Here is a 19,876-nt window from a genome sequence, read left to right as displayed (position 1 = left end):
ATAGGCACCTGGGGGATTTAATCGTGAAATCATTGTTTAAGACTGCGTCCGTTCTTTTCGTCGCCATGGGCATTTTCGCCCAGCCGGCCGTCGCCGAAGGCAACCTGGCCGCCAATGGCACCGACCTGACGCTCAGCATCGATACCGAAAACCTGACCTTCTCGCAGAACGAATGGCAACTCGAAACCGGCAAGTATTACCGGATCGACATCACCAGCGATGGCGGCGAGGAAATCGCCGTGGTGGCGCCCGAGCTGTGGCGCAATTCCTGGATAAACCAGATCGTGGTCAACGATCTCGAAGTGAAGGCGGCCGATCTCTACAGCGTCGAGTTCGATGACGCTGGCACCTTCAACATCTCCTTCGTTCCGGTACGGCCGGGCGAATACAAGATCTATGTCCCCGGCTACGAAACCCGTGGCCTGACCGGCACGTTCATCGTCAAGTGAGGGGACTGAGATGAAGCGTCTGGCAATACTGGCGGCCGCGGCTTTTGCCACCGCCATTTCTGCGCTCCCGGCCTGGGCCGCAGGCACCGGCATGATTTTCGTGTCGACCGAAAAGGGCAACGAGGTCGTGGTGCTTGACCAGGACCACAACATCGTCAAGCGGATCGAAACCTCGCGTCGTCCGCGCGACATGCACTTCAACGCCGACAAGAGCCTGCTTTACGTTGCCTGCGGCGACGATGACGTGATCGATGTCATCGACGTGGCGACGCTCGAAGTGGTCGATCATATTCCGACGGGCCCGAGCCCCGAAGTGTTCGCCTTCTCGCCCGACGAAAAGCAGATCCTGGTGTCCAACGAAGAGGATTCCCGCCTCGAAGTCATCGACATGGAAAGCCGCCTGTCGGTGCAGGACATTCCGACTGGCGCCGAGCCCGAAGGCGTGATCGTCAGCGCCGATGGCAAGACCGCCTACGTGACCTCCGAGGTCGCCGACATGGTGCATGTGGTCGATACCGCTACCGGCGCCGTGACCAAGAACATCCTCGTCGGCACACGGCCGCGCCGCTTCATCCTGACCCCCGATGGCTCCGAACTCTGGGTGAGTTGCGAGCTATCCAGCGAAATTTACATCATCGATACGGCGACCAACGAGATCAAGGGCGACAGCCTGATCTTCGTGCCGCCGGGCTTTCGCGAGGAAGACGTGACGCCGGTGGGCATGGCCATCACCAAGGATGGCTCCAAGGTTCTCCTCAGCCTCGGCCGCGCCAACCATGTCGCCATCATCGATGCCAAGAGCCATGACGTGCTGCAATATGTTCTGGTGGGCAAGCGGGCCTGGTCGGTTGATCTGTCGAGAGACGAGACCAAGGCCTATGTGGCCAATGGCCTCTCCGACGACATCACCATCATCGACATGGCCTCGATGAAGCCGGAGATTTCGATCCCCGTCGGCCGCGTTCCGCACTCGGTGATGATCGATGATTAGGCCATTGGCTACCAGCATGCTGGTTTTCTGCATGCTCGGCGGCGTCGCGCTTGCCGAAGGGCCGGTCACAATCGGCTATCTCGGCCTGCAGGACGATCCGCGCTACCATCCGGACATCGTTTATACCCGCATCGAAATCGCTCCCGGCGGCAATCCGATCGATGGGGCCACCATGGGTGTCGAGGACCTCAAGGTGGTTTCCGATGCAGTTGGCCAGACCGTGGCACTCGACCATCAGGAAGCAGCCGATGCGGCGAGCCTCACCGCCAAGGTGCAGGCCATGCTCACGGCGGGCGAGCATTTCATTATCCTCGACCTGCCGGCTGAGCTGGTCGAGCAAGTCGCGACGGCCACTAAGGACCTGCCCGTCACGCTGATCAACGCCACGGCGCCCGAAGATCGCCTGCGCAGCCTCTGCCTTCCCAACCTGCTCCACACTGCGGCGTCGGACCGGATGAACGCCGATGCGATGGTGCAATATTTGCGCACCCGCAACTGGACCAAGGTGCTGATGCTGGTCGGCCCGCTCGAACGCGACACGGCCATGGCCGACGCCTTCCGTGCTTCCGCCGATCGGCTGCGCCTGAACGTCGTCGACACCCGCACTTTCACCCTCGCCACCGACCCAGCCAATCGCGAATCCAACAATTCGCAACTGATCACCGGCAATGCCGACTATGACGTGGTCTATGTCGCCGACAATCAGGGCGAGTTTTCGCGCTATCTTCCTTACGACACGCAATTGCCGCGTCTGGTCATCGGCTCGACCGGGCTGGCGGCGAGCGAGTGGCAATGGTCATGGGATCGCGACGGCTCGACCCAGGTCACCGTGCGGTTCGAGGAATTGACCAAGGGCCGCCGCATGACGGGGCAGGATTGGGCGACCTGGATTGCCGCCAAGTCCATCGTCACCGCCTATGCCAAGGCCCGCTCGGACGACTACGCGAAGATCGCCGAATATATCCGCGGCCCGCGGCTGCGCATGGATGGCTCCAAGGGCGTGCAGCTCAATTTCCGGCCTTGGGACGGCCAGATGCGGATGCCCATCGTGCTTGCGACCCATAATGCCGTCATCGCCGAAGCCCCGCTCGACGGGTTCCTGCACGAGACCAATACTCTGGATACCCTGGGCACCGACGAGCCGGAGCAGAAATGCCTTTGACCCTGGGTCATCTGTGGTTGGGGCTTTACGCCGTAACCTGGCGCGAGATCGCCAAATTCCTGCGCCAGACCGAGCGGCTGCTCTCCGCGATCGTGCGGCCATCGCTGTGGCTGCTGGTGTTCGCCACCGGCCTGCATGACCTGCTGGGCGTCTCCATCGTGCAGCCCTACAAGACCTATACGCCCTATCAGGAATATATCCTGCCGGGGCTGATGGGCATTGTGATCCTGTTCCAGTGCATGCAGTCGGCGCTCTCTATGGTCTATGACCGCGAGGCGGGCGTGATGCGGGTGATGCTGGTTTCGCCCTTGCCGCGCAGCTACCTGCTGTTCGCCAAGATCGCCGGGGCTACCATCCTGTCGCTGCTGCAAGTCTTTGCCTTTCTCCTGCTGGCCCGCATTTTCGGCTATCAATTCCCCGGCTGGGGCACGCTTTACGCTGTCCCCGCGGTGGTCTGCGCCGGGCTCATGCTCGGCTCCATTGGGCTGCTGGTTTCGGTCTATACCCCGCAGATCGAGAACTTTGCCGGCATGATGAACTTCGTCGTGTTCCCCATGTTCTTCCTGTCCTCGGCGCTCTATCCTCTGTGGAAGCTGCGCGAGGCGGGCGCCGATGTGGTGTATTACCTGTCGCTGGCCAATCCGTTTACCCACGCAGTGGAGTTGATCCGCTACGCCGCCTATGGCGAGATGAACTGGATTTCGCTGGCCGCAGTAGCGGGATGTGGCCTCGTGGCTTTCGGATTGGCCGCGCATGGCTATGATCCGCAGGCAGGCGCCATCAAGACGCTCAAGCGCAACTGATCGGACGGCCATGGACGACGACAACGGCCTGATTGCTATCGATCCCCACGCGGAACGCAGCGTGGAAACCTTGCTCTGGGATCGGCCAGGCCAGACCAAGGCTGAAATCACGCTGCATCAGTTGCGCATCTTCTGGGCCATCGCCCGTTCCGACACCTTGACCAAGGCGGCCAAGCAATTGGGCCTGGCCCAGCCTTCGCTGTCCCAGCAATTATCCAAATTGGAGGCCACGGTCGGTGCCCGCCTGTTCCATCGCCGCTCCAACGAACTGGTGCTGACCGAGGCCGGAAATTACCTGCTGCCCAAGGCCGAAAACATCTTGCGCAGCATGCGCGAACTCGACGACGGGCTGGTCCATTTCAGCGAAGGCAAGCGCGTCACCTTGCGTCTCGCCGGGATCAATTCCGTGCTGCGCACCGTGCTGCCCGACGCCGTTGGGCACATGCACCAGCAATATCCGCAGACCGATTTCGACATCCAGGAAAGCGCCCCTGCCGATATCCTCGAATTACTCTATGCCCGGCGCATCACCATTGGCCTCTTGGCAGCCAATTCCGTGGCGCAGGCCGGCGTCGGCTTCGTGCAGGTGCCACTCTTCGAGGACCCCTACGTGCTGGTGGTGCCCGAAGCGCTCGATCTCGGCGCGGTCAAAAATCCAGAACGCGATCTGGCGCCTGCCCAATTCGAACTGCTCAACCGCTCGATCCAGTTCACCTTCGGCACGCAGCATGCCAAGCGGGTCGAGGATTGGTACGCCAAGGCGCTGCCCCAACCGCGTACCGTCGCCCAATGCCGCAGTTTCGAGGTGGCGGTGGGACTGGTGCGCGCAGGGCTGGGCGTATGCCTCGCGCCGGCTCTGTCCACTGTGGCTGGGATAAACGCGCCCGAGGGCGTGCGGCTTTATCGCGTCAATGCCGGACGGCGCGATATCGTGGCTCTGGTCCCCTCGCAATATCGCCACGTCCAACCCTATGCGAGCCTTTTGGATGCGCTACAGGCCACCGGCGCCGCGCTGACGCCGCCGACCATTCTGCCGACACCACCGTTTCTCGACCGTGAGCCGTTCGCCGAACTCTAAACGCCTGACACCGATAGACAAATCCTTGGCAAGGTATTGATGGACGCGATGGCTTTTTCGCGGTTCAACTCGCCCTGACATGATTGCGCTTTACCGGTTTCTTTTTCTCATTTTCCTGATTGTCCTGTGGTGGGTGATTTCGCTCAACGTCAGGGCCAATTTCATTCCCAGCCCCTGGGCAACGCTGCTTGCAGCGCAAAAACTGCTGGCCGATGGCAAGCTGATCGTCGCGCTGGGCGATAGCCTGATCACCTTTTCCGGCGGCTATGCGCTGGGCATTCTGGTGGCCATCCCGGTGGGCCTCGTGATGGGCGTGTTCCTGCCGGTCGGCAAAACGCTCGAAATCTATGTCTATGCGCTGGCCGCCATGCCGCGCGTTGCCTTCATTCCGCTGATTATCGTGTTCCTGGGCCTCGGTTTTCCCGCCAAGATTTTCATCGTCTTCCTCGGCGCGGTGATGCCGGTCCTCATCAATACCTACGCCGGGGTGCTGGCGGTCGATCAGGAATTGATCGAAATGGCCCGCTCGGTGCGCGCCGGCAGGATGCAGATTTTCGCTCGCATCGTGCTGCCCAGCGCCGTGCCGTTCATCATTGTCGGCCTGCGGCTAGGCGCCACAATCGCGTTGATCAATACCGTGGTGGCCGAACTTTATACCGCCGTGCGCGGCCTCGGCGGGCTCCTCGCCATCTACGGCAACACGTTCCGCATGGCCGAGTATTTCGTCATCGTGATCGTGCTCGCCATTATCGGCGTCGTGGTCTCCGAAGGCCTGCGCCATCTCGAAAAACGCCTGGTGCGCTGGAAGACCAGCGACTGAATTTTACGCATAAGCCCCAATGGGCAATGGAGGAAACGAACATGCACAACCCAACCAAGGCCCTGTTCCGCACCGCGGCCGCCGCGCTGCTGCTAGCCGGGATGAGCCTTGCCGCTCACGCCGATCCGTTTCGCCTGATCGTCACCCATCTGGAGCCGCCGCTGGTGCCCAATTCGGTGATGGACCTGGCCGTCGAGCTTGGCTATTTCAAGCGCGAAGGCGTCGATGTGGAACTGGTGCGCGTGCAGCAGACTCCATCGGCCATCGCCGCCATCCAGTCGGGTGAAGGCGAGATGGCCAATATCGGGCTCGATGCGCTGATCCAGCTCGTCGCCACCGGTACCACCGATCTCAAGGCGGTGGTGTCGCCCAACAAATCGCTGCCCTACCTGATCGCCGCCAAGGACAGCATCACCAGCACCGCCGACCTGGCCGGCAAAAGCTTCGGCATCGGCCGTCCGGGGAGCCTGGATCATTCGCTGTCGAGCCGTGTGCTGACCGCCGATGGCGTTGACCTCGCCAAGGTCGACTTCGTCGCCATCGGCCAGCCCGATATCCGCATTCAGGCGCTGGCCGCCGGCCAGATTGACGCGACCACGGTGTCGATTGGCGTCTGGCAGTCCTTGCCCGACAAGACGGGCCTGCATATCCTGGTCTCGCAGGATGATTATTACGCGGCCGCCCCGGTGATCAACAAGGTCAACATCGTCAGCCAGAGAGCGCTCGAGGAGCGCCATGACGACGTGGTCAAGGTGATCACGGCTTTGGTCAAGATCTCGCGCGATTTCGCCAAGGACCCCAGCAAGTGGGTCGATGCCATCGCCCCGTTCCAGCCCAATGTCAGCCGCGCCGATCTCGAAACGCTGGCCGCCTCCTTCGCCAAAAGCTGGAGCGTCAATGGCGGCATGAGTGCCAAGGAACTGCAATATTCCACCGACTGGCTCTACCAGACCGAGGATTTCAAGGACCTTAAGCCCGTCGAAATCTCGAGCTGGGCCGATCTGACCCTCGTCGGCGATGTCCTCAAGACCCTGGGCACCGATGCCAGCATGGATGCTCCATGACAGCTGGGAATTCCTCCGGCGAGGCGGCGGCTGCCGCCTCCGCCAAGATCGTTCTGTCGGGCGTGTCCAAGGCCTTTGAGCGACGCAATTCGGGCACGCCCACCATGGCGCTGCAGCATCTCGATCTGAGCGTTCCCGAGGGCCATTTTGTCTCGATTCTGGGGCCATCGGGCTGTGGCAAGACGACGGTCCTGCGGCTGGTCGATGGCCTCGTGCCGCCCGATAGCGGCAGCGTGCGGGTCTCTGGCCAAGCCCCACGACCTGGCCCCGAAATGGGCTTCGTGTTCCAGGCCTTCCGGCTCATTCCCTGGGCCACCGTGCAGGCCAATGTCGAATTCGCCCTGACCGCAACCGGGCTCAACAAGCATGAGCGTGCCGAACGGGCCTCGCGCTATATCGCGCTGGTGGGGCTGCAACGCTTCGCCCAGTCCTATCCGGGCGAACTTTCGGGCGGCATGAAGCAGCGCGTGGCCTTGGCGCGCGCGTTCGCCAGCGAGCCGGAAATACTGTTGATGGACGAACCCTTCGCCAGCATCGACGCGCAGACGCGCGAGCTGATGCAGGTGGAGCTGATGAAGCTGTGGGCGCAGCATCGCGCCACTGTCTTGTTCGTCACGCATAGCGTCGACGAGGCCATCATGCTGGCCGATCGCGTAGTGCTGATGAGCCCCCGGCCGGGCCGGGTGATCGAGGAAATCGAGGTCGATCTGCCTCATCCGCGCTGGCAATACGACATCCGGGCCACGCCGCGCTTTATCGAGTTGCGCAGCTATTTATGGGCGGCAATCAAAGATCTCGTGCTCAACGACCCGTCGTCGGACTTCTATGCGCCGACACAGCCTGGCGCCTAATAGCTGTGTTCCAGCGCCGGGGTCAGCAACTCGGTCAGCTTGCGCTCCATGACTTCGCCCAGATCGCGGTCATAGCGGCCCATGCGGAACCCATTCATGATCTCGGCAACCTTGTCGGCACGGCGCCGATAGGCATCCAAGCTCTCGCCTTCGAAGCGCTTGGTTTTGATCGGTGCCCATTCGTCCGTCACTGCACGTCTCCTGCGTGGAAGCGCCGCCCAGAGAGGCCGCGTTAGCAGGCAGATTAGGCTCGTCGCATTAGATGGCGTTGAGCGCTTGGTTAGAATTTGGATAGAAAATTTAGGTTGCGGCGGCGGGCGTCGCCGAGATCATGTAGCCGATGCCGCGCACGGTCTGGATCAGCGACGGTCCTTCGGCACTGTCGATCTTCTGGCGCAGGTAGCGCACATAGACATCGACGATTTTGGTACCGGGATCGAAGCCATATTCCCACACCCCGTTGAGCAGCCGTTCGCGGCTGACCACGCGGTCGGCATTGATCATCAGATAGCGCAGCAGCTCGAATTCGCGCACCGTCAGGCTGATCGGATCGCCATTGCGCGTGACCCGCCGCGACTCCGAATCCAGCGTTAGCGTACCAACGCGCAACAGGCTGCGCTCGTCCTGGCCCGGCCCGCGGCGACGCATGGCGATGATGCGCGCCAGCAGTTCATCGAAGGCGAACGGCTTGGTCAGGTAATCGTCGGCGCCGCCCTTGAGGCCATCGATCTTGTCCTGCAGGCTATCCTTGGCGGTCAGCATCAGGATCAGCACCGGAAACCGCTCCTCGCGGATCAGCCGGCAGATTTCCAGCCCGTCGATATAGGGCAGCATGCGGTCGAGAATCACCAGGTCGAAGGCGTCATTGCGCAGCCGGTCGAGCCCATCGCGCCCGTCCGGCTCCAGCGTGACCTGATAGCCCTCGGCCACCAGCCCACGCTCCAGAAACCCACCAATCCGGCGGTCGTCTTCGATGACGAGGATTTTCATGGTTTGGTGGCCCCGAGCAGCGGCAGGCTGATGGTCAGCACCGCGCCGATCTCCGCTCCATTGCCGATGGTGATGCTTCCGCCATGCCGCTCGACAATATCCTTGGCGATGGAGAGGCCAATCCCCAGCCCCCCGCTGATCGGATCGCCGCCATTGCGGCCGCGGTAAAATCGGTCGAACACCTGCTCTGCATCCCCCTCCGCAAGGCCGGGGCCGTGATCGACGATGCGGACCAGGACCTGATCGCCATCGAGGCCGGAGACGATAGAGACGCTCTCCCCTGGCGGCGAATGCTTGATCGCGTTGTCGATGCCGATGATGAACGCCTGCTTGAGCCGGCGGAAATCCGCCGCGATATGGGCGGCAGTGTCGGCAAGCTTGAGTTGGATCGCAACCTCGCGCGGCTCGGCCAGAGTTTCCCCTTCCTGCGCGGCGGCGGCGATCACGTCCTCCAGCCGGGTTTCGGCGAGCACCAGTTCCTGCGGTTCGGCGTCCGAGCGGGCGAAGCTGATCAGGTCATCGAGCAATTGCCCCAGCTCGGCCGCCTGTCCCTGGATGCGCTCGAGCGATTGGCGCTGATCCGCCGGATCGGCTTTTACCCGCAGCGCCACATCGGCCTCGCCGCGCAGGATTGTCAGGGGCGTGCGCAATTCATGGCTGACGTCGGCCAAAAATTGCGCGCGCCGCCGATCGAGGTCGCGCAGCCGCTCATTGGCCTGCTGGAGCTGCCGCGTGCGTCCCTCCATCTCAGTCTGGAGCTGCTCGTAGGCCTGGGCGGAACGCAATTGCCGCGCTCTGGCCCCTTGCAGCCACGCTACGCCAAACCCCACCGAGCCCACCGCCAGCGCTGCGCTGACCAATGCCACCCACAGCAAAATGCTGCGTGTTCGTTCCGCATTCGCCAGTAGTGCGGCGAGTTCATTGCGCTCACCCTGCATGCCCCCTTGCACCAGCGCCGCGAATTCATTGTCGATGCGAAACTGCACGTCGCGTTGAAACAAGGCTAACGCCTCGGCACCCCCGCCGTCGCGCTGCGACACCAGGGCCCGTGCGGCGGACAGGTCGATGGCGTGATAAAGCTCCAGCATGCGCCTGGTGTCTTCGACCTCCGAAAGTTGGTCCTCCATCGCCTCCATTCCAGCCAGCGAGGACACCTGGTCGCGGGTGATCTGGGCCAGTTTCGCGAAAGCCCGCTCCAGCCCCAGCCGCGCCGTCTGAAGGGCGGGCATTGCCGCGCGCCCGAACAGCAGGACCTCGGCCACCTTGCCCGCATAACCGTCGGCCAGCCCTTCGACCTCGATCAGGCTTTCCAGCCGCTGATGCACGCTATCGATGCGCTGCACCGTTTGGCCCGCCTGCCCAAAGGCGATCACCCCCAGTCCGATGAAATAGACCAGCCAGAGCAGCAGCAAAGTCATCAGGACCAGCGAGCGCTGGCGAAGCGTCATGCCCACTGCGCGGTCGCTCGCTCTGACATGCCCATTCCTTGAATGCTTGAAGCCGTTTAGCTGGCGCCAACCTAGTCCGCGGATGGGCGCTTGTCATCCAGCATGCTGGATAGCTTGCACCCGAATGGGTTGAACGGTAGACACACTTATTCGCCTCGGACCCGGTGCAATTCCGGGTGGCTCTTCCGGCCGCCAATCCGCCGGACAACGCATCGCCCGAACTGCCAATGCGCGACGGGTCTCTGCGGAATTCTCTCCATCATGATCAACATGTCCTCCATCCGGCGCGACTGGTTCGGCAATATTCGTGCCGATGTGCTGTCCGGCATCGTCGTTGCGCTGGCTCTCATTCCCGAAGCCATCGGTTTTTCGGTGATCGCCGGTGTCGATCCCAAGGTCGGCCTCTATGCCTCCGTGGTCATTGCCTGCGTCATCGCCTTTACCGGCGGCCGTCCGGCGATGATTTCGGCCGCAACGGCATCGACCGCCGTGCTGATGACGGGCCTCGTGCGCGACCACGGCATTCAGTATCTGTTTGCCGCCACCATCCTGATGGGGGTCATCCAGATCATCGCCGGCCTGCTCAAGCTGGGCCGGTTGATGCGGTTCGTGTCGCAATCGGTGATGACGGGCTTCGTCAATGCACTGGCGATCCTGATTTTCCTCGCGCAGTTACCGCAATTGCTCAATGTGCCACCCGCGACTTACGGGCTGATCGCTGCTGGGCTGGCCATCATCTACATTTTGCCGCGCTTTACCAAGGTCGTCCCGTCGCCACTGGTTGCCATCGCCGTGTTGACCGTGGTTGCGTTCGCCTTCCATTTCGACGTGCGCACCGTCGCCGATCTTGGCGAATTGCCCTCGACCTTGCCCAGTCTCGGCCTGCCGGATGTGCCGTGGACCCTGGAAACGCTACAAATTCTTCTGCCCGTATCGCTGACCCTGGCGGCGGTCGGCCTGCTCGAATCGCTGCTGACGGCTCAGATCGTGGACGATCTGACCGATACGCCCAGCAACAAGAACCGCGAGAGCATGGGGCAGGGGGTGGCCAATATGGCTTCGGCCGTGTTCGGCGGCATGGGTGGCTGCGCCATGATCGGCCAGTCGATCATCAACGTCACCTCGGGCGGCCGTGGTCGACTGTCGAGTCTGGTGGCTGGGGTGTTCCTGCTGATCCTGCTTGTATCGCTGCAAGGCCTGCTGGCCATCGTGCCGGTCGCCGCGCTGACTGCGGTGATGATCATGGTGTCGATCAACACCTTCTCCTGGCAGTCGGTGATCAAGCTGCGCGTCAATCCGTGGCAGTCCTCCATCGTCATGCTGGCGACTGTCGCCACCGTCGTGGTCACCTCCGATCTCGCCAAGGGCGTGCTGGTCGGTGTGTTGCTATCCGGGGTTTTCTTTGCGGGCAAAGTGTCGCGGCTGAGCCGGGTCACATCCACCCTGTCTCCCGATGGCCTGACGCGAACTTATGCGGTAGAGGGCCAGGTCTTCTTCGCCTCGGCTGCCACCTTCGCCGAAGCCGTGGACCTGATCGAGCCGGTCGAGCGCATCGTCATCGATGTCGGCGCCGCCCATTTCTGGGATATTTCCGCAGTCGGCGCACTGGATCGCGTCGTGCTCAAGGGTCGCGCCCGCGGCAAGACCATGGAAGTGACCGGCCTCAACGCCGCCAGCGCCACCATGGTCGAACGCTTCGCCACCCACGACAAGATCGCCCCCTGATTTGTCGCCCAAACTCTGCGACGTCAAACATGATTTTCCGGTTCACGTTCTGATGATATAAGTTGACTTGATGGATCATGATTTTATACCTGCCCAAACGTCCTGCGTCGGGGCGCCTCAGGAGGCAATTTTGAAAACAACATTCTCAGCACTGGCCAAGCGTCTGGCCGTTGGCGTGGCGTTCGCCGCCCTCTCCGTTTCGGCTTTCGCGCAGGATGCCGGCATCACCGTCTACAATGCCCAGCATGAATCGCTGGCGCAGGAATGGGCCGATGCGTTCACCAAGCAAACCGGCATTGCGGTCACTATCCGCCAGGGCAGCGACCTCGAGGTCGGCAACCAGCTGATTCAGGAAGGCGCCAATTCGCCTGCTGACGTGTTCCTCACCGAAAATTCGCCCGCCATGGTGCTGGTCGACAATGCCGGCCTGTTCGAGCCGCTGCCGGCCGATATCACCGACCAGGTCCCGGCCCAGTATCGCCCGCAAAACGGCCATTGGACCGGCATCGCCGCCCGCTCCACCGTGTTCGCCTATGACACGCGCAAGCTGACCGAAGACACCCTGCCCAAGACCATGGATGAGCTAGCCGATCCCGCCTGGAAGGGCCGTTGGGCTTCCTCCCCGTCGGGCGCTGACTTCCAGGCCATCGTCGCGGCCTATTATGCGCTCAAGGGCGAAGAAGCCACCGTCGCCTGGCTCAAGGGCATGAAGGAAAATACTGTCGTCGTGCGCGGTAACCGCGCCGCCATGGCGGCCGCCAATAATGGCGAAGTCGAAGGCGCGCTGATCTATCATTACTACTGGTTCGGCGATCAGGCCGGCACCAAGGAAAGCAGCGCCAATGTCGCGCTGCACTACTTCAAGCACCAGGACCCGGGCGCGTTCGTCTCGATCTCGGGCGGCGGCGTGTTGGCCTCCAGCAAGCATAAGGAAGATGCGCTGAAGTTCCTCAAGTTCGTCACCGGTGCTGCCGGGCAGGCCGTGCTGCGCGATGGCACTTCGTTCGAATACGCCGTCGGTGTCGATGCCGCGTCCAACGCCGCGCTGACCCCGCTCGCCGATCTCGACGCACCCCATGTCGACCCCACCCAGCTTGACAATATCAAGGCCTCCGAGTTGATGACGGCGGCCGGTTTGCTGTAAGCCGGGCTGAAATTTACGTTTCTACGCCGCCGGTGGTTTTGGCCCCCGGCGGCACTGTCTTTGAAAGGCGGGGCATTGAGCCTGGCAGTATCACCGGCGCAGACGATGGAGACGAAGCGGCACGCGCCGCTCCATCTGCCGATGATCATCCCCGCCATCATCATCTCGCTGCTGAGCCTGATCCCGCTCGGCTTCATCGTGTGGATCGCCATTGCCAGCGGCTGGGATACGGTCCGTGATCTGGTGCTGCGGCCCAAGGTCGCCGAACTGCTATTCAACACGCTGATCCTGGTCGCCCTGACCCTGCCGATCTCCATCGCTCTGACGGTGAGTCTCGCCTGGTTGATCGAGCGTACCAATCTGCCCTTCGCGCGCCTCTGGTCGTGGCTGATGGTGGCCCCGCTTGCCATCCCCGCCTTCGTGCACAGCTATGCGTGGGCCAGCGTCGTGCCGACGTTGCACGGGCTGCCCGGCGCGGTGATGGTGTCCACCCTGGCCTATTTTCCATTTCTCTACCTGCCAATCGCCGCGCAATTGCGCCGGCTCGATCCGACCCTGGAAGAGACAGCCGCTTCGCTCGGCCATACGCCCATTGCCATCTTCATCACCGTCATCCTGCCGCAACTGCGCCTCGCCATTTGCGGCGGCGCGCTGCTGATCGGGCTACATCTGCTGGCCGAATATGGCCTGTTCGTGCTGATGCGCTTCGATACCTTCGCCACCGCCATCGTCGACCAGTTCCAGGCGGTCTATAACGGCCCGGCCGCCAATCTGCTCGGTGGCGTGCTGGTGCTGCTGTGCCTCGTCCTGTTGCGGCTCGAGGTCTTTGCGCGCGGCGACGAACGCTATGCACGCGTTGGCTCCGGTGCCGCGCGCCATGCGCCAAAATGGCGTCTCGGCGCGCTCACATGGCTTGCCGCCTTGCTGCCAGCCGCGCTGACCCTGCTGGCCGTCGGCGTGCCCATTTTCACCCTGGCGCGCTGGCTGATCAGCGGCGGCGCCGATGTCTGGCGGCTCGATGGCATCGGACCCGCATTGTGGCAGACCGCGTGCCTTTCATTAGGCGGCGCACTGATCACTACGCTCGCGGCGCTCCCCATCGCCTGGCTATCCATCCGCGCGCCCAGCCGCGTGCAGAGGTTGCTGGAAGCCTGCCACTATTATGTCGGCGCGCTGCCCGGCGTCATCGTCGCGCTGGCGCTCGTCACCATCACCGTCCGCGTCGCCCTGCCGCTGTACCAGACCATGGCGACGCTGCTGCTCGCTTATCTCCTGATGTTCCTGCCGCGTGCGCTTGTCGGCCTCCGCGCCAGCATCGCCCAGGCGCCTATCGAGCTGGAACGAGCGGCCGTCAGCCTCGGCAAGCCGCCGCTGGTGGCCATCTGGAAAACCACCCTGCGCCTGGCGGCCCCCGGCGCTGCCGCCAGCGCGGCGCTCGTGGCCCTCGGCATTGCCAATGAGCTGACCGGCACGCTGATGCTGGCGCCCAATGGCACAAGAACCTTGGCGATGCGCTTCTGGTCCTATACCAGCGAACTCAACTTTGCCGCCGCCGCGCCCTATGCGGTGCTGATGGTGGTGCTGTCCCTGCCGCTAGTCCTGCTGCTCCGGCTGGAATCCGATCGAGAATCCAAGCCATGAGTTTCCTCAAACTGGACAATGTCACCAAGCGCTACGGCAAGTCCGCGGCGGTGATTGGCCTCAATCTCACCGTGCCCGCCGGCAGCCGCACCGCCATCGTAGGTCCGTCGGGCTCCGGCAAGACCACGCTGTTGCGGCTGATCGCCGGCTTTGAATCCCCCGACCAGGGCAGCATCGCGCTTGGCGATACGCTGCTCGCCCAAGGCACCATGTCGGTTCCCGCCCATCGCCGGGGCATCGGCTATGTGGCCCAGGAAGGCGCGCTGTTTCCGCATCTGACCCTGGCCGCCAATATCGGCTTCGGCATTGCCCGCAACAGTCCCGACCGCCACGCCCGCATTGCCGAACTGATGCAGCAGGTGGGCCTTGCCCCCTCGATGCATGATCGCCGTCCGCATCAGCTGTCCGGCGGTCAGCAGCAGCGTGTCGCCCTCGCTCGCGCCATGGCGCGCCAGCCCAAGCTGATGCTGCTGGATGAGCCCTTTTCGGCGCTAGACGCGGGCCTCCGCGAAGCCATGCGCGACATGGTCGGCGACGTGCTCAGCACCGCCGGCATCACCACAATCCTCGTCACCCACGACCAGGCCGAGGCGCTGTCCTTCGCCGATCATCTGGCGGTGCTGCGCGACGGCGTCGTGGTTCAGGCCGGCCCGCCCCAGGATCTCTACCTGCGGCCCAAGGACGCACAGACCGCGCGCTTCCTGGGGGATGCCATCATCCTGCAGGCCCGCCTCGAGGATGGCTTCGCTCACACCATTCTGGGCAGCGTCCCCACCGATACGCTCAGCAGTCGCGGTAGCGCGACCATCATGCTGCGCCCCGAGCAGTTGGAGCTGACCTCCGCCAGCCAGACCGATCCCTCATCCACCACCAGCCTGGGCCGCATTGTCGGGCGTACCTTCCGGGGCTCGACGTGGCGGCTGCTGATCGAGCATCTCCCCGCCAGCAGCGCTGGCCTGCGCTTTCCGAGCCTGGCGCTCGAGACCTCGAGCATTTTCACCATCGAAACGCCCAGCCTGGCCCCGCTGGAGATCGGCGCGACCGTGGGTATTCAAATCGTTGGCACGGCTCATATTCTGGCCTGATCACGCCGAAGTTCGCCGCGAGACCTAACGTTACCGCAAATTAAATGTTCAGCGCCCGGCGCTTGAGGCATGATTGCGTCGCGGCCCCCTCCCGGCGCGCCGCAATGTCCATTGGTATAAGGATTTCCCCGCGTTGATCCGTCAATTGCTGATCTGTCTGGTTATCCTGGTGCTGGCCGTTGCCGGCTGGGTGCTGTTTGTCCCCGGCGCCGAGCAGACGCTCGCCAGCATGGGCATCACCCTGCCGATTTCGGCGCCGGCACAAGGCGCCGATACGCAGGTCGCCAGTGTTGCGCCACAAGGGGCGACGCCGGGCGCTCCAGGCCAGCAACCGGGCGCGCAGCCTGGCGCCCGTCCAGGCGGGCAGGGTGCCCGTGGCGGATTTGGCGGCCGTGCCCGCACGTCCTCTGTCGTCACCAGCCCCGTCGTGATGGCCACCATCAACGATAGCCTCTCGGCCATCGGCCAGGGCAATGCCGTGCGCTCGGTCACGGTCGCGGCGCCCGCCGGCGGCACGTTGGAAGAGCTGCTGGTCGAGCCGGGCGATCACGTCACCGCCGGCCAGATCATCGGTCGGCTCGACGCCGAAAGCGAACAGATCGCCTTCGACAAGGCCACCCTGGCCGATACGGATGCCCAGGCCACGCTGACCCGGAACCTGGGCCTCGCCCAATCCAACGTGGTCGCCAACTCGGCCCTCGCCACCATCCAGCTCGCCGCCGACAATGCGCGGCTCGAGCTGCGCAATGCGCAAGTCGCGCTGCAGAAACGCACCATCACCAGCCCCATCGCTGGCACCGCCGGCCTGATGCAGGTCACGCCGGGCAATTACCTTTCGGCGCAAACCGCCGTCACCACCATCGAGGATTCTTCCTCCATCCTCATCACCTTCTGGGTGCCCGAGCGCTATGCGACGACCGTCGTTGTCGGCATGCCGGTGACCGCCTCGGCTATCGCCCTGCCTGGCCGCTCGTTCGCTGGCGTGGTCAGCGCGGTCGATAACCGCATCGATCCGGAAAGCCGCACCCTGCAGATCCAGGCCCGCATTCCCAACGAGGACAATGCGGTGCGCCCCGGCATGTCCTTCACCATCGCGCTGCAATTTGCCGGGGAGCAGTTCCCAGCCGTCAATCCGCTGTCGATCCAGTGGTCGGCCGACGGCTCCTATGTGTGGGCCTATGTGGACGGCAAGGCCCACAAAGTCATGGCCGAGATCGTGCAGCGCAATAGCGATGGCGTGCTGGTGCGCGGCGACATCAAGCCCGGCGATGCCATCATTTCCGAGGGCGTGCTGCAATTGAGCGAGGGCACCGCCGTCACCCTGCTCGACGGGCCGGGGCGCGAGGCGCCGGTTGAAGCCGCCGCCGCTCCCGCCAAGCCCAACAGTTAGGCCGCGCTCATGTCCATCCAGCAGCAGCAGAACCAACGCGGCGGCATGCTGGCGGCGCTGTTCGTGCGCCGTCCGGTCCTGGCTTTGGTTATCAATGCACTGATCATGGTGGGCGGCCTCGCGGCTATTCTGGGCGTCGAAATCCGCGAACTGCCCAGCGTCGAGCAGCCGGTGCTCTCGATCAACACCACCTTCACCGGCGCCGCCGCCGAAACCGTCGACCGCGAAATCACCGCCGTGGTCGAGGGCGCGGTCGCCCGCGTTCAGGGCGTGGCGGGGATTTCCTCGACCTCGTCGACCGGCCAAAGCCGCGTTACGCTGGCATTCAACGATGGCACCAATCTGGATGCCGCGACCTCGGACGTGCGCGATGCCCTCAGCCGCATCTCCCGCGACCTGCCCGATAGCGTGGACGATCCCACCATCGTCAAGGCCGACAGCAATGCCCAGGCTTCCATCCAGCTTGCGGTGACCTCCGACACGATGAGCATCGCCGACCTCAGCAAGCTGGTCGAAAACGACATCTCCGAGCGCCTCGCGGCTGTCCCCGGCGTTGCCGACGTGCAGGTCAACGGCACCCGCGATACTGTCTTTGAAGTCGATGTCGACCAGGATAAATTGGCCAGCCTCGGGCTGACGGTCGCCGATATCCACACCGCCCTGTCCACCATCGCCTTCGATTCCCCCGCCGGCTCGATCAATGGCGCCAACCAGAACATCTCCGTGCGCGCCGTCGCCGACGTCAACACGCCCGCCGAATTCGAAAACCTCATCATCAAGGGCAAGACGCGGCTGGGCGATGTCGCCACCGTGGTGTTCGACGCGGCGGCCAGCACTTCGGGCCTGCGCTCGGATGGCAAGCCCGGCATTGGCCTGGGAATCGTGCGGCAGGCCCAGTCCAATTCGATCGAGATTTCCAACGGCATCAAGGCTGCCGTCGCCACGCTGAACGAAATCCTGCCCCCGGGCGTCGATATCAAGATTTCCAGCGACGAATCCGTGTTCATCGAAGGCGCGCTGCACGAGGTCGAAGTGGCGCTCGGCGTCGCGCTGATTGTGGTGACCGGCATCATCTACCTGTTCCTGCTCGATTGGCGCGCCACGCTGATCCCGGCGCTCTCCATGCCGATCGCCCTCTTGGGCGCCGTCGCCGGCATCTATCTCGCGGGCTTCTCGCTCAACATCCTGACCCTGCTCGCCTTGGTGCTCGCCACAGGCCTCGTGGTCGACGACGCCATCGTCGTGCTCGAAAACATCGTCCGACGACGTTCCATGGGCGTAGGCAACCGCGCCGCCGCTGTGCTCGGCACCCAGGAAGTGTTCTTCGCGGTCATCGCCACCACGCTGACACTCGTGGCCGTCTTCGTGCCGCTGTCGTTCCTGCAAGGCCAGACCGGTCGGCTATTCCGCGAATTCGGCTTTACCCTGGCCATCGCGGTGCTGGCCTCGTCCGTTGTGGCCCTTACGCTGGGGCCGATGCTGGCCTCGCGCCTGCTCAAATCGGGGGAAGATACCAAGCACCACACCGGCGGCCCGCTCGGCTCGATCGGCCGCAAGCTGGGCGGATTTTATCGCCGCACGCTACACCTGGCGCTCAACAATCCCATGGTGATCCTGCTGATCGCCGCGATCTTCGCTGCTGCTTCCTATGGCATTTTCACCCAGTTGCGCCAGGAGATCACGCCCAACGAGGATCGCGCCCAGATCAACCTGCGGATTTCCGCGCCGTCCACGGTCAGCCTCGACTTCGTCCGCTCGCAGATGCAGCGGCTCGAGGGACTGCTGCAGCCTTTCGTCAAAAGTGGCGAGATCAACTCCATCTTCGTGCTCTCCGGCTTCGGCAATGGCGGCTTCATCAGCCTGCGGCTGGCGCCCTGGGATCAGCGTGCGCGCAGCCAGGCCGAGATCGTCACCGACATAAACAAGATCCTGCCCCTCGTGCCGGGCATTCGCGCCTCGGTGCAGCAGGGCAATAGCCTGGGCATTCGCGGCGGCGGCAACGGCCTGCAATTCGCCGTGGTCGGCGACAATTACGCCGATCTGGCCACCACGGCCCAAACCGTGGCCGACAAGCTGGAGGAAAATCCGGCCTTTGGCGATGTGACCGTTAACTACGACACCACCCAGCCCCAACTCACCCTGACCGTGGACCGTGAGCGCGCCGGGGCTTTGGGCATCGACATCAATGGCCTGGCCACCACGCTGCAGGCGATGATCGACGGCGCCGATGTCGGCAATGTCTTCATCAACGACACCAGCTATGACGTACGCATGGTGTCGACCAAAAGCCCGATCAACGACCCGCACGATCTCGAAAGCATTTTCGTCAAGACCGCCGACGGCCGCTACGTGCCGATGTCGACCATTGCCTCCCTCGTCGAGGCTCCGATTTCCCCCAACTTGGGCCGCGAAGGCCAGCGTCGCGCCGTCACGGTCACGGCCAGCCTCGATGGGCTGGCGCTTGGCGATGCCTATACCCAGGCCGTGGAACTCGCCAAACCGTTGCTGCCCGAAGGCACCGCCATCATCCCGCTGGCCGAGGCCAAGACCATCGGCGAAGCCAATAATGGCCTTCTGATCACCTTCGGCTTCGCCATCGTCATCATCTTCCTGGTTCTGGCGGCGCAGTTCGAAAGCGTCTGGAGCGGCATCATCGTCATGGTCACCGTGCCGTTCGGCGTCGCGGCCTCGATCTATGCGCTGTTCCTCACGGCCGGCAGTCTCAATATCTATAGCGAGATCGGCCTGGTGCTGGTGGTCGGCATCATGGCCAAGAACGGCATCCTGATCGTCGAATTCGCCAACCAGCTGCGCGATCGCGGCTTCAGCGTGCGCGAGGCGATCGAGGAAGCCGCCAATATCCGCCTGCGCCCGGTGCTGATGACCATGATCGCCACCATCCTGGGCGGCCTGCCGCTGGTGCTGGCGAGCGGGGCAGGGGCCGAAGCCCGCCAGGCCCTGGGCTGGGTCATCGTCGGCGGCCTCTCCATCGCCGCCATCTCGACGCTCTATCTGACGCCGGTCGCGTATTTGATGATGGCCCGGTTCACCAAGGCTCATATCGAGGAACAGCAGCGGATCACCAACGAACTCGATGCGGCGAGCCAGTTGGAAGCGCCAGCGGCGGCGGAATAGTCGGACTGGTCCCGGTTTAGCCGACGTTCCCCCCACCCTAGCCTCCCCTCAAGGGGGAGGGGATACGATCGCGCTTGTTGAAACGCCGGACTACTCAAAG

Annotated in this window: 17 protein-coding genes and 1 other annotated feature; of the genes, 14 read left to right on the top strand and 3 right to left on the bottom strand. The window is 63.5% G+C overall.

The window, feature by feature from the left end; translation table 11 throughout:
• Positions 1-23: 23 nt before the first annotated feature.
• The 8 genes from ABIB57_RS22640 (at position 24) to ABIB57_RS22605 (ending at position 7,218) form a co-directional block, all read left to right on the top strand.
• The gene (locus tag ABIB57_RS22640) at positions 24-449 is read left to right on the top strand and encodes a cupredoxin domain-containing protein (protein WP_354043505.1); all 426 of its coding nucleotides are present in this window, start codon (positions 24-26) and stop codon (positions 447-449) included.
• A 10-nt stretch (positions 450-459) separates the two neighbouring features.
• Positions 460-1,440, top strand: a complete 981-nt coding sequence (locus ABIB57_RS22635) for a PQQ-dependent catabolism-associated beta-propeller protein (RefSeq protein WP_354043504.1) — start codon at positions 460-462, stop codon at positions 1,438-1,440.
• Positions 1,433-2,602 (top strand): type 1 periplasmic-binding domain-containing protein, encoded by a 1,170-nt coding sequence (locus ABIB57_RS22630; protein WP_354043503.1) that lies wholly within the window; start codon positions 1,433-1,435, stop codon positions 2,600-2,602. Before ABIB57_RS22635 ends, ABIB57_RS22630 begins: the two co-directional genes overlap by 8 nt.
• Positions 2,593-3,405 carry a lanthanide ABC transporter permease protein PedC gene (locus tag ABIB57_RS22625; RefSeq protein ID WP_354043502.1) on the top strand — a complete coding sequence of 271 codons (813 nt, stop codon included), beginning with the start codon at positions 2,593-2,595 and terminating at the stop codon, positions 3,403-3,405. Before ABIB57_RS22630 ends, ABIB57_RS22625 begins: the two co-directional genes overlap by 10 nt.
• Positions 3,406-3,415: 10 nt before the next feature.
• Complete coding sequence (locus ABIB57_RS22620) at positions 3,416-4,483, top strand: LysR family transcriptional regulator (protein WP_354043501.1); 1,068 nt, start codon at positions 3,416-3,418, stop codon at positions 4,481-4,483.
• Positions 4,484-4,562: 79 nt separating this feature from the next.
• The gene (locus ABIB57_RS22615; protein ID WP_354043500.1) at positions 4,563-5,303 is read left to right on the top strand and encodes an ABC transporter permease; all 741 of its coding nucleotides are present in this window, start codon (positions 4,563-4,565) and stop codon (positions 5,301-5,303) included.
• Between the two features lie 41 nt (positions 5,304-5,344).
• Positions 5,345-6,367 (top strand): ABC transporter substrate-binding protein, encoded by a 1,023-nt coding sequence (locus tag ABIB57_RS22610; RefSeq protein WP_354043499.1) that lies wholly within the window; start codon positions 5,345-5,347, stop codon positions 6,365-6,367.
• On the top strand, positions 6,364-7,218 hold the full coding sequence (locus tag ABIB57_RS22605) for an ABC transporter ATP-binding protein (protein WP_354043498.1): 855 nt from the start codon (positions 6,364-6,366) through the stop codon (positions 7,216-7,218). Before ABIB57_RS22610 ends, ABIB57_RS22605 begins: the two co-directional genes overlap by 4 nt.
• On the opposite strand, the gene ABIB57_RS22600 is transcribed toward ABIB57_RS22605, so the two are convergent.
• The 3 genes from ABIB57_RS22600 to ABIB57_RS22590 all read right to left on the bottom strand — a co-directional run bounded on the left by ABIB57_RS22600 (position 7,215) and on the right by ABIB57_RS22590 (position 9,656).
• A complete protein-coding gene (locus tag ABIB57_RS22600; RefSeq protein ID WP_354043497.1) occupies positions 7,215-7,409 on the bottom strand; it encodes a hypothetical protein in 195 nt (64 codons plus the stop codon). The genes ABIB57_RS22605 and ABIB57_RS22600 overlap by 4 nt on opposite strands.
• A gap of 109 nt (positions 7,410-7,518) precedes the next feature.
• Positions 7,519-8,208, bottom strand: coding sequence for a response regulator transcription factor (locus ABIB57_RS22595; protein WP_354043496.1), 690 nt, complete (start codon positions 8,206-8,208; stop codon positions 7,519-7,521).
• Positions 8,205-9,656, bottom strand: coding sequence for a sensor histidine kinase (locus ABIB57_RS22590; RefSeq protein ID WP_354043495.1), 1,452 nt, complete (start codon positions 9,654-9,656; stop codon positions 8,205-8,207). The genes ABIB57_RS22595 and ABIB57_RS22590 overlap by 4 nt, the downstream gene beginning before the upstream one ends.
• A gap of 154 nt (positions 9,657-9,810) precedes the next feature.
• Positions 9,811-9,866: a sequence feature (sul1 is cis-regulatory element that is thought to sense ions involved in sulfur or methionine metabolism; They are found in Alphaproteobacteria), on the top strand.
• A gap of 51 nt (positions 9,867-9,917) precedes the next feature.
• On the opposite strand from ABIB57_RS22590, the gene ABIB57_RS22585 reads away from it, so the two are divergent.
• From ABIB57_RS22585 to ABIB57_RS22560, 6 genes are all read left to right on the top strand, one after another.
• Positions 9,918-11,381, top strand: a complete 1,464-nt coding sequence (locus ABIB57_RS22585) for a SulP family inorganic anion transporter (RefSeq protein WP_502914455.1) — start codon at positions 9,918-9,920, stop codon at positions 11,379-11,381.
• 130 nt (positions 11,382-11,511) lie between these two features.
• The gene (locus ABIB57_RS22580; protein WP_354043494.1) at positions 11,512-12,525 is read left to right on the top strand and encodes an iron ABC transporter substrate-binding protein; all 1,014 of its coding nucleotides are present in this window, start codon (positions 11,512-11,514) and stop codon (positions 12,523-12,525) included.
• A gap of 105 nt (positions 12,526-12,630) precedes the next feature.
• Positions 12,631-14,166 (top strand): ABC transporter permease, encoded by a 1,536-nt coding sequence (locus ABIB57_RS22575; protein ID WP_354043493.1) that lies wholly within the window; start codon positions 12,631-12,633, stop codon positions 14,164-14,166.
• Positions 14,163-15,251 (top strand): ABC transporter ATP-binding protein, encoded by a 1,089-nt coding sequence (locus ABIB57_RS22570; RefSeq protein WP_354043492.1) that lies wholly within the window; start codon positions 14,163-14,165, stop codon positions 15,249-15,251. Before ABIB57_RS22575 ends, ABIB57_RS22570 begins: the two co-directional genes overlap by 4 nt.
• Before the next feature lie 133 nt (positions 15,252-15,384).
• Complete coding sequence (locus ABIB57_RS22565) at positions 15,385-16,641, top strand: efflux RND transporter periplasmic adaptor subunit (protein ID WP_354043491.1); 1,257 nt, start codon at positions 15,385-15,387, stop codon at positions 16,639-16,641.
• Between the two features lie 9 nt (positions 16,642-16,650).
• A complete protein-coding gene (locus tag ABIB57_RS22560; RefSeq protein ID WP_354043490.1) occupies positions 16,651-19,776 on the top strand; it encodes an efflux RND transporter permease subunit in 3,126 nt (1,041 codons plus the stop codon).
• Positions 19,777-19,876 lie beyond the last annotated feature (100 nt).

Source organism: Devosia sp. UYZn731 (genome assembly GCF_040546795.1).
Classification (GTDB): Bacteria; Pseudomonadota; Alphaproteobacteria; order Rhizobiales; family Devosiaceae; genus Devosia.
The sequence above is the reverse complement of the archived record's forward strand: the minus strand, read 5'-3'. Positions and strand labels throughout refer to the sequence as shown.

Coding starts and splice junctions, on each gene's coding strand:
- ABIB57_RS22635 (WP_354043504.1), top strand. CDS start 460: ATGAAGCGTCTGGCAATACTGGCGGCCGCGGCTTTTGCCACCGCCATT.
- ABIB57_RS22630 (WP_354043503.1), top strand. CDS start 1,433: ATGATTAGGCCATTGGCTACCAGCATGCTGGTTTTCTGCATGCTCGGC.
- ABIB57_RS22625 (WP_354043502.1), top strand. CDS start 2,593: ATGCCTTTGACCCTGGGTCATCTGTGGTTGGGGCTTTACGCCGTAACC.
- ABIB57_RS22620 (WP_354043501.1), top strand. CDS start 3,416: ATGGACGACGACAACGGCCTGATTGCTATCGATCCCCACGCGGAACGC.
- ABIB57_RS22615 (WP_354043500.1), top strand. CDS start 4,563: ATGATTGCGCTTTACCGGTTTCTTTTTCTCATTTTCCTGATTGTCCTG.
- ABIB57_RS22610 (WP_354043499.1), top strand. CDS start 5,345: ATGCACAACCCAACCAAGGCCCTGTTCCGCACCGCGGCCGCCGCGCTG.
- ABIB57_RS22605 (WP_354043498.1), top strand. CDS start 6,364: ATGACAGCTGGGAATTCCTCCGGCGAGGCGGCGGCTGCCGCCTCCGCC.
- ABIB57_RS22595 (WP_354043496.1), bottom strand. CDS start 8,208: ATGAAAATCCTCGTCATCGAAGACGACCGCCGGATTGGTGGGTTTCTG.
- ABIB57_RS22590 (WP_354043495.1), bottom strand. CDS start 9,656: ATGACGCTTCGCCAGCGCTCGCTGGTCCTGATGACTTTGCTGCTGCTC.
- ABIB57_RS22585 (WP_502914455.1), top strand. CDS start 9,918: ATGATCAACATGTCCTCCATCCGGCGCGACTGGTTCGGCAATATTCGT.
- ABIB57_RS22575 (WP_354043493.1), top strand. CDS start 12,631: ATGGAGACGAAGCGGCACGCGCCGCTCCATCTGCCGATGATCATCCCC.
- ABIB57_RS22570 (WP_354043492.1), top strand. CDS start 14,163: ATGAGTTTCCTCAAACTGGACAATGTCACCAAGCGCTACGGCAAGTCC.
- ABIB57_RS22560 (WP_354043490.1), top strand. CDS start 16,651: ATGTCCATCCAGCAGCAGCAGAACCAACGCGGCGGCATGCTGGCGGCG.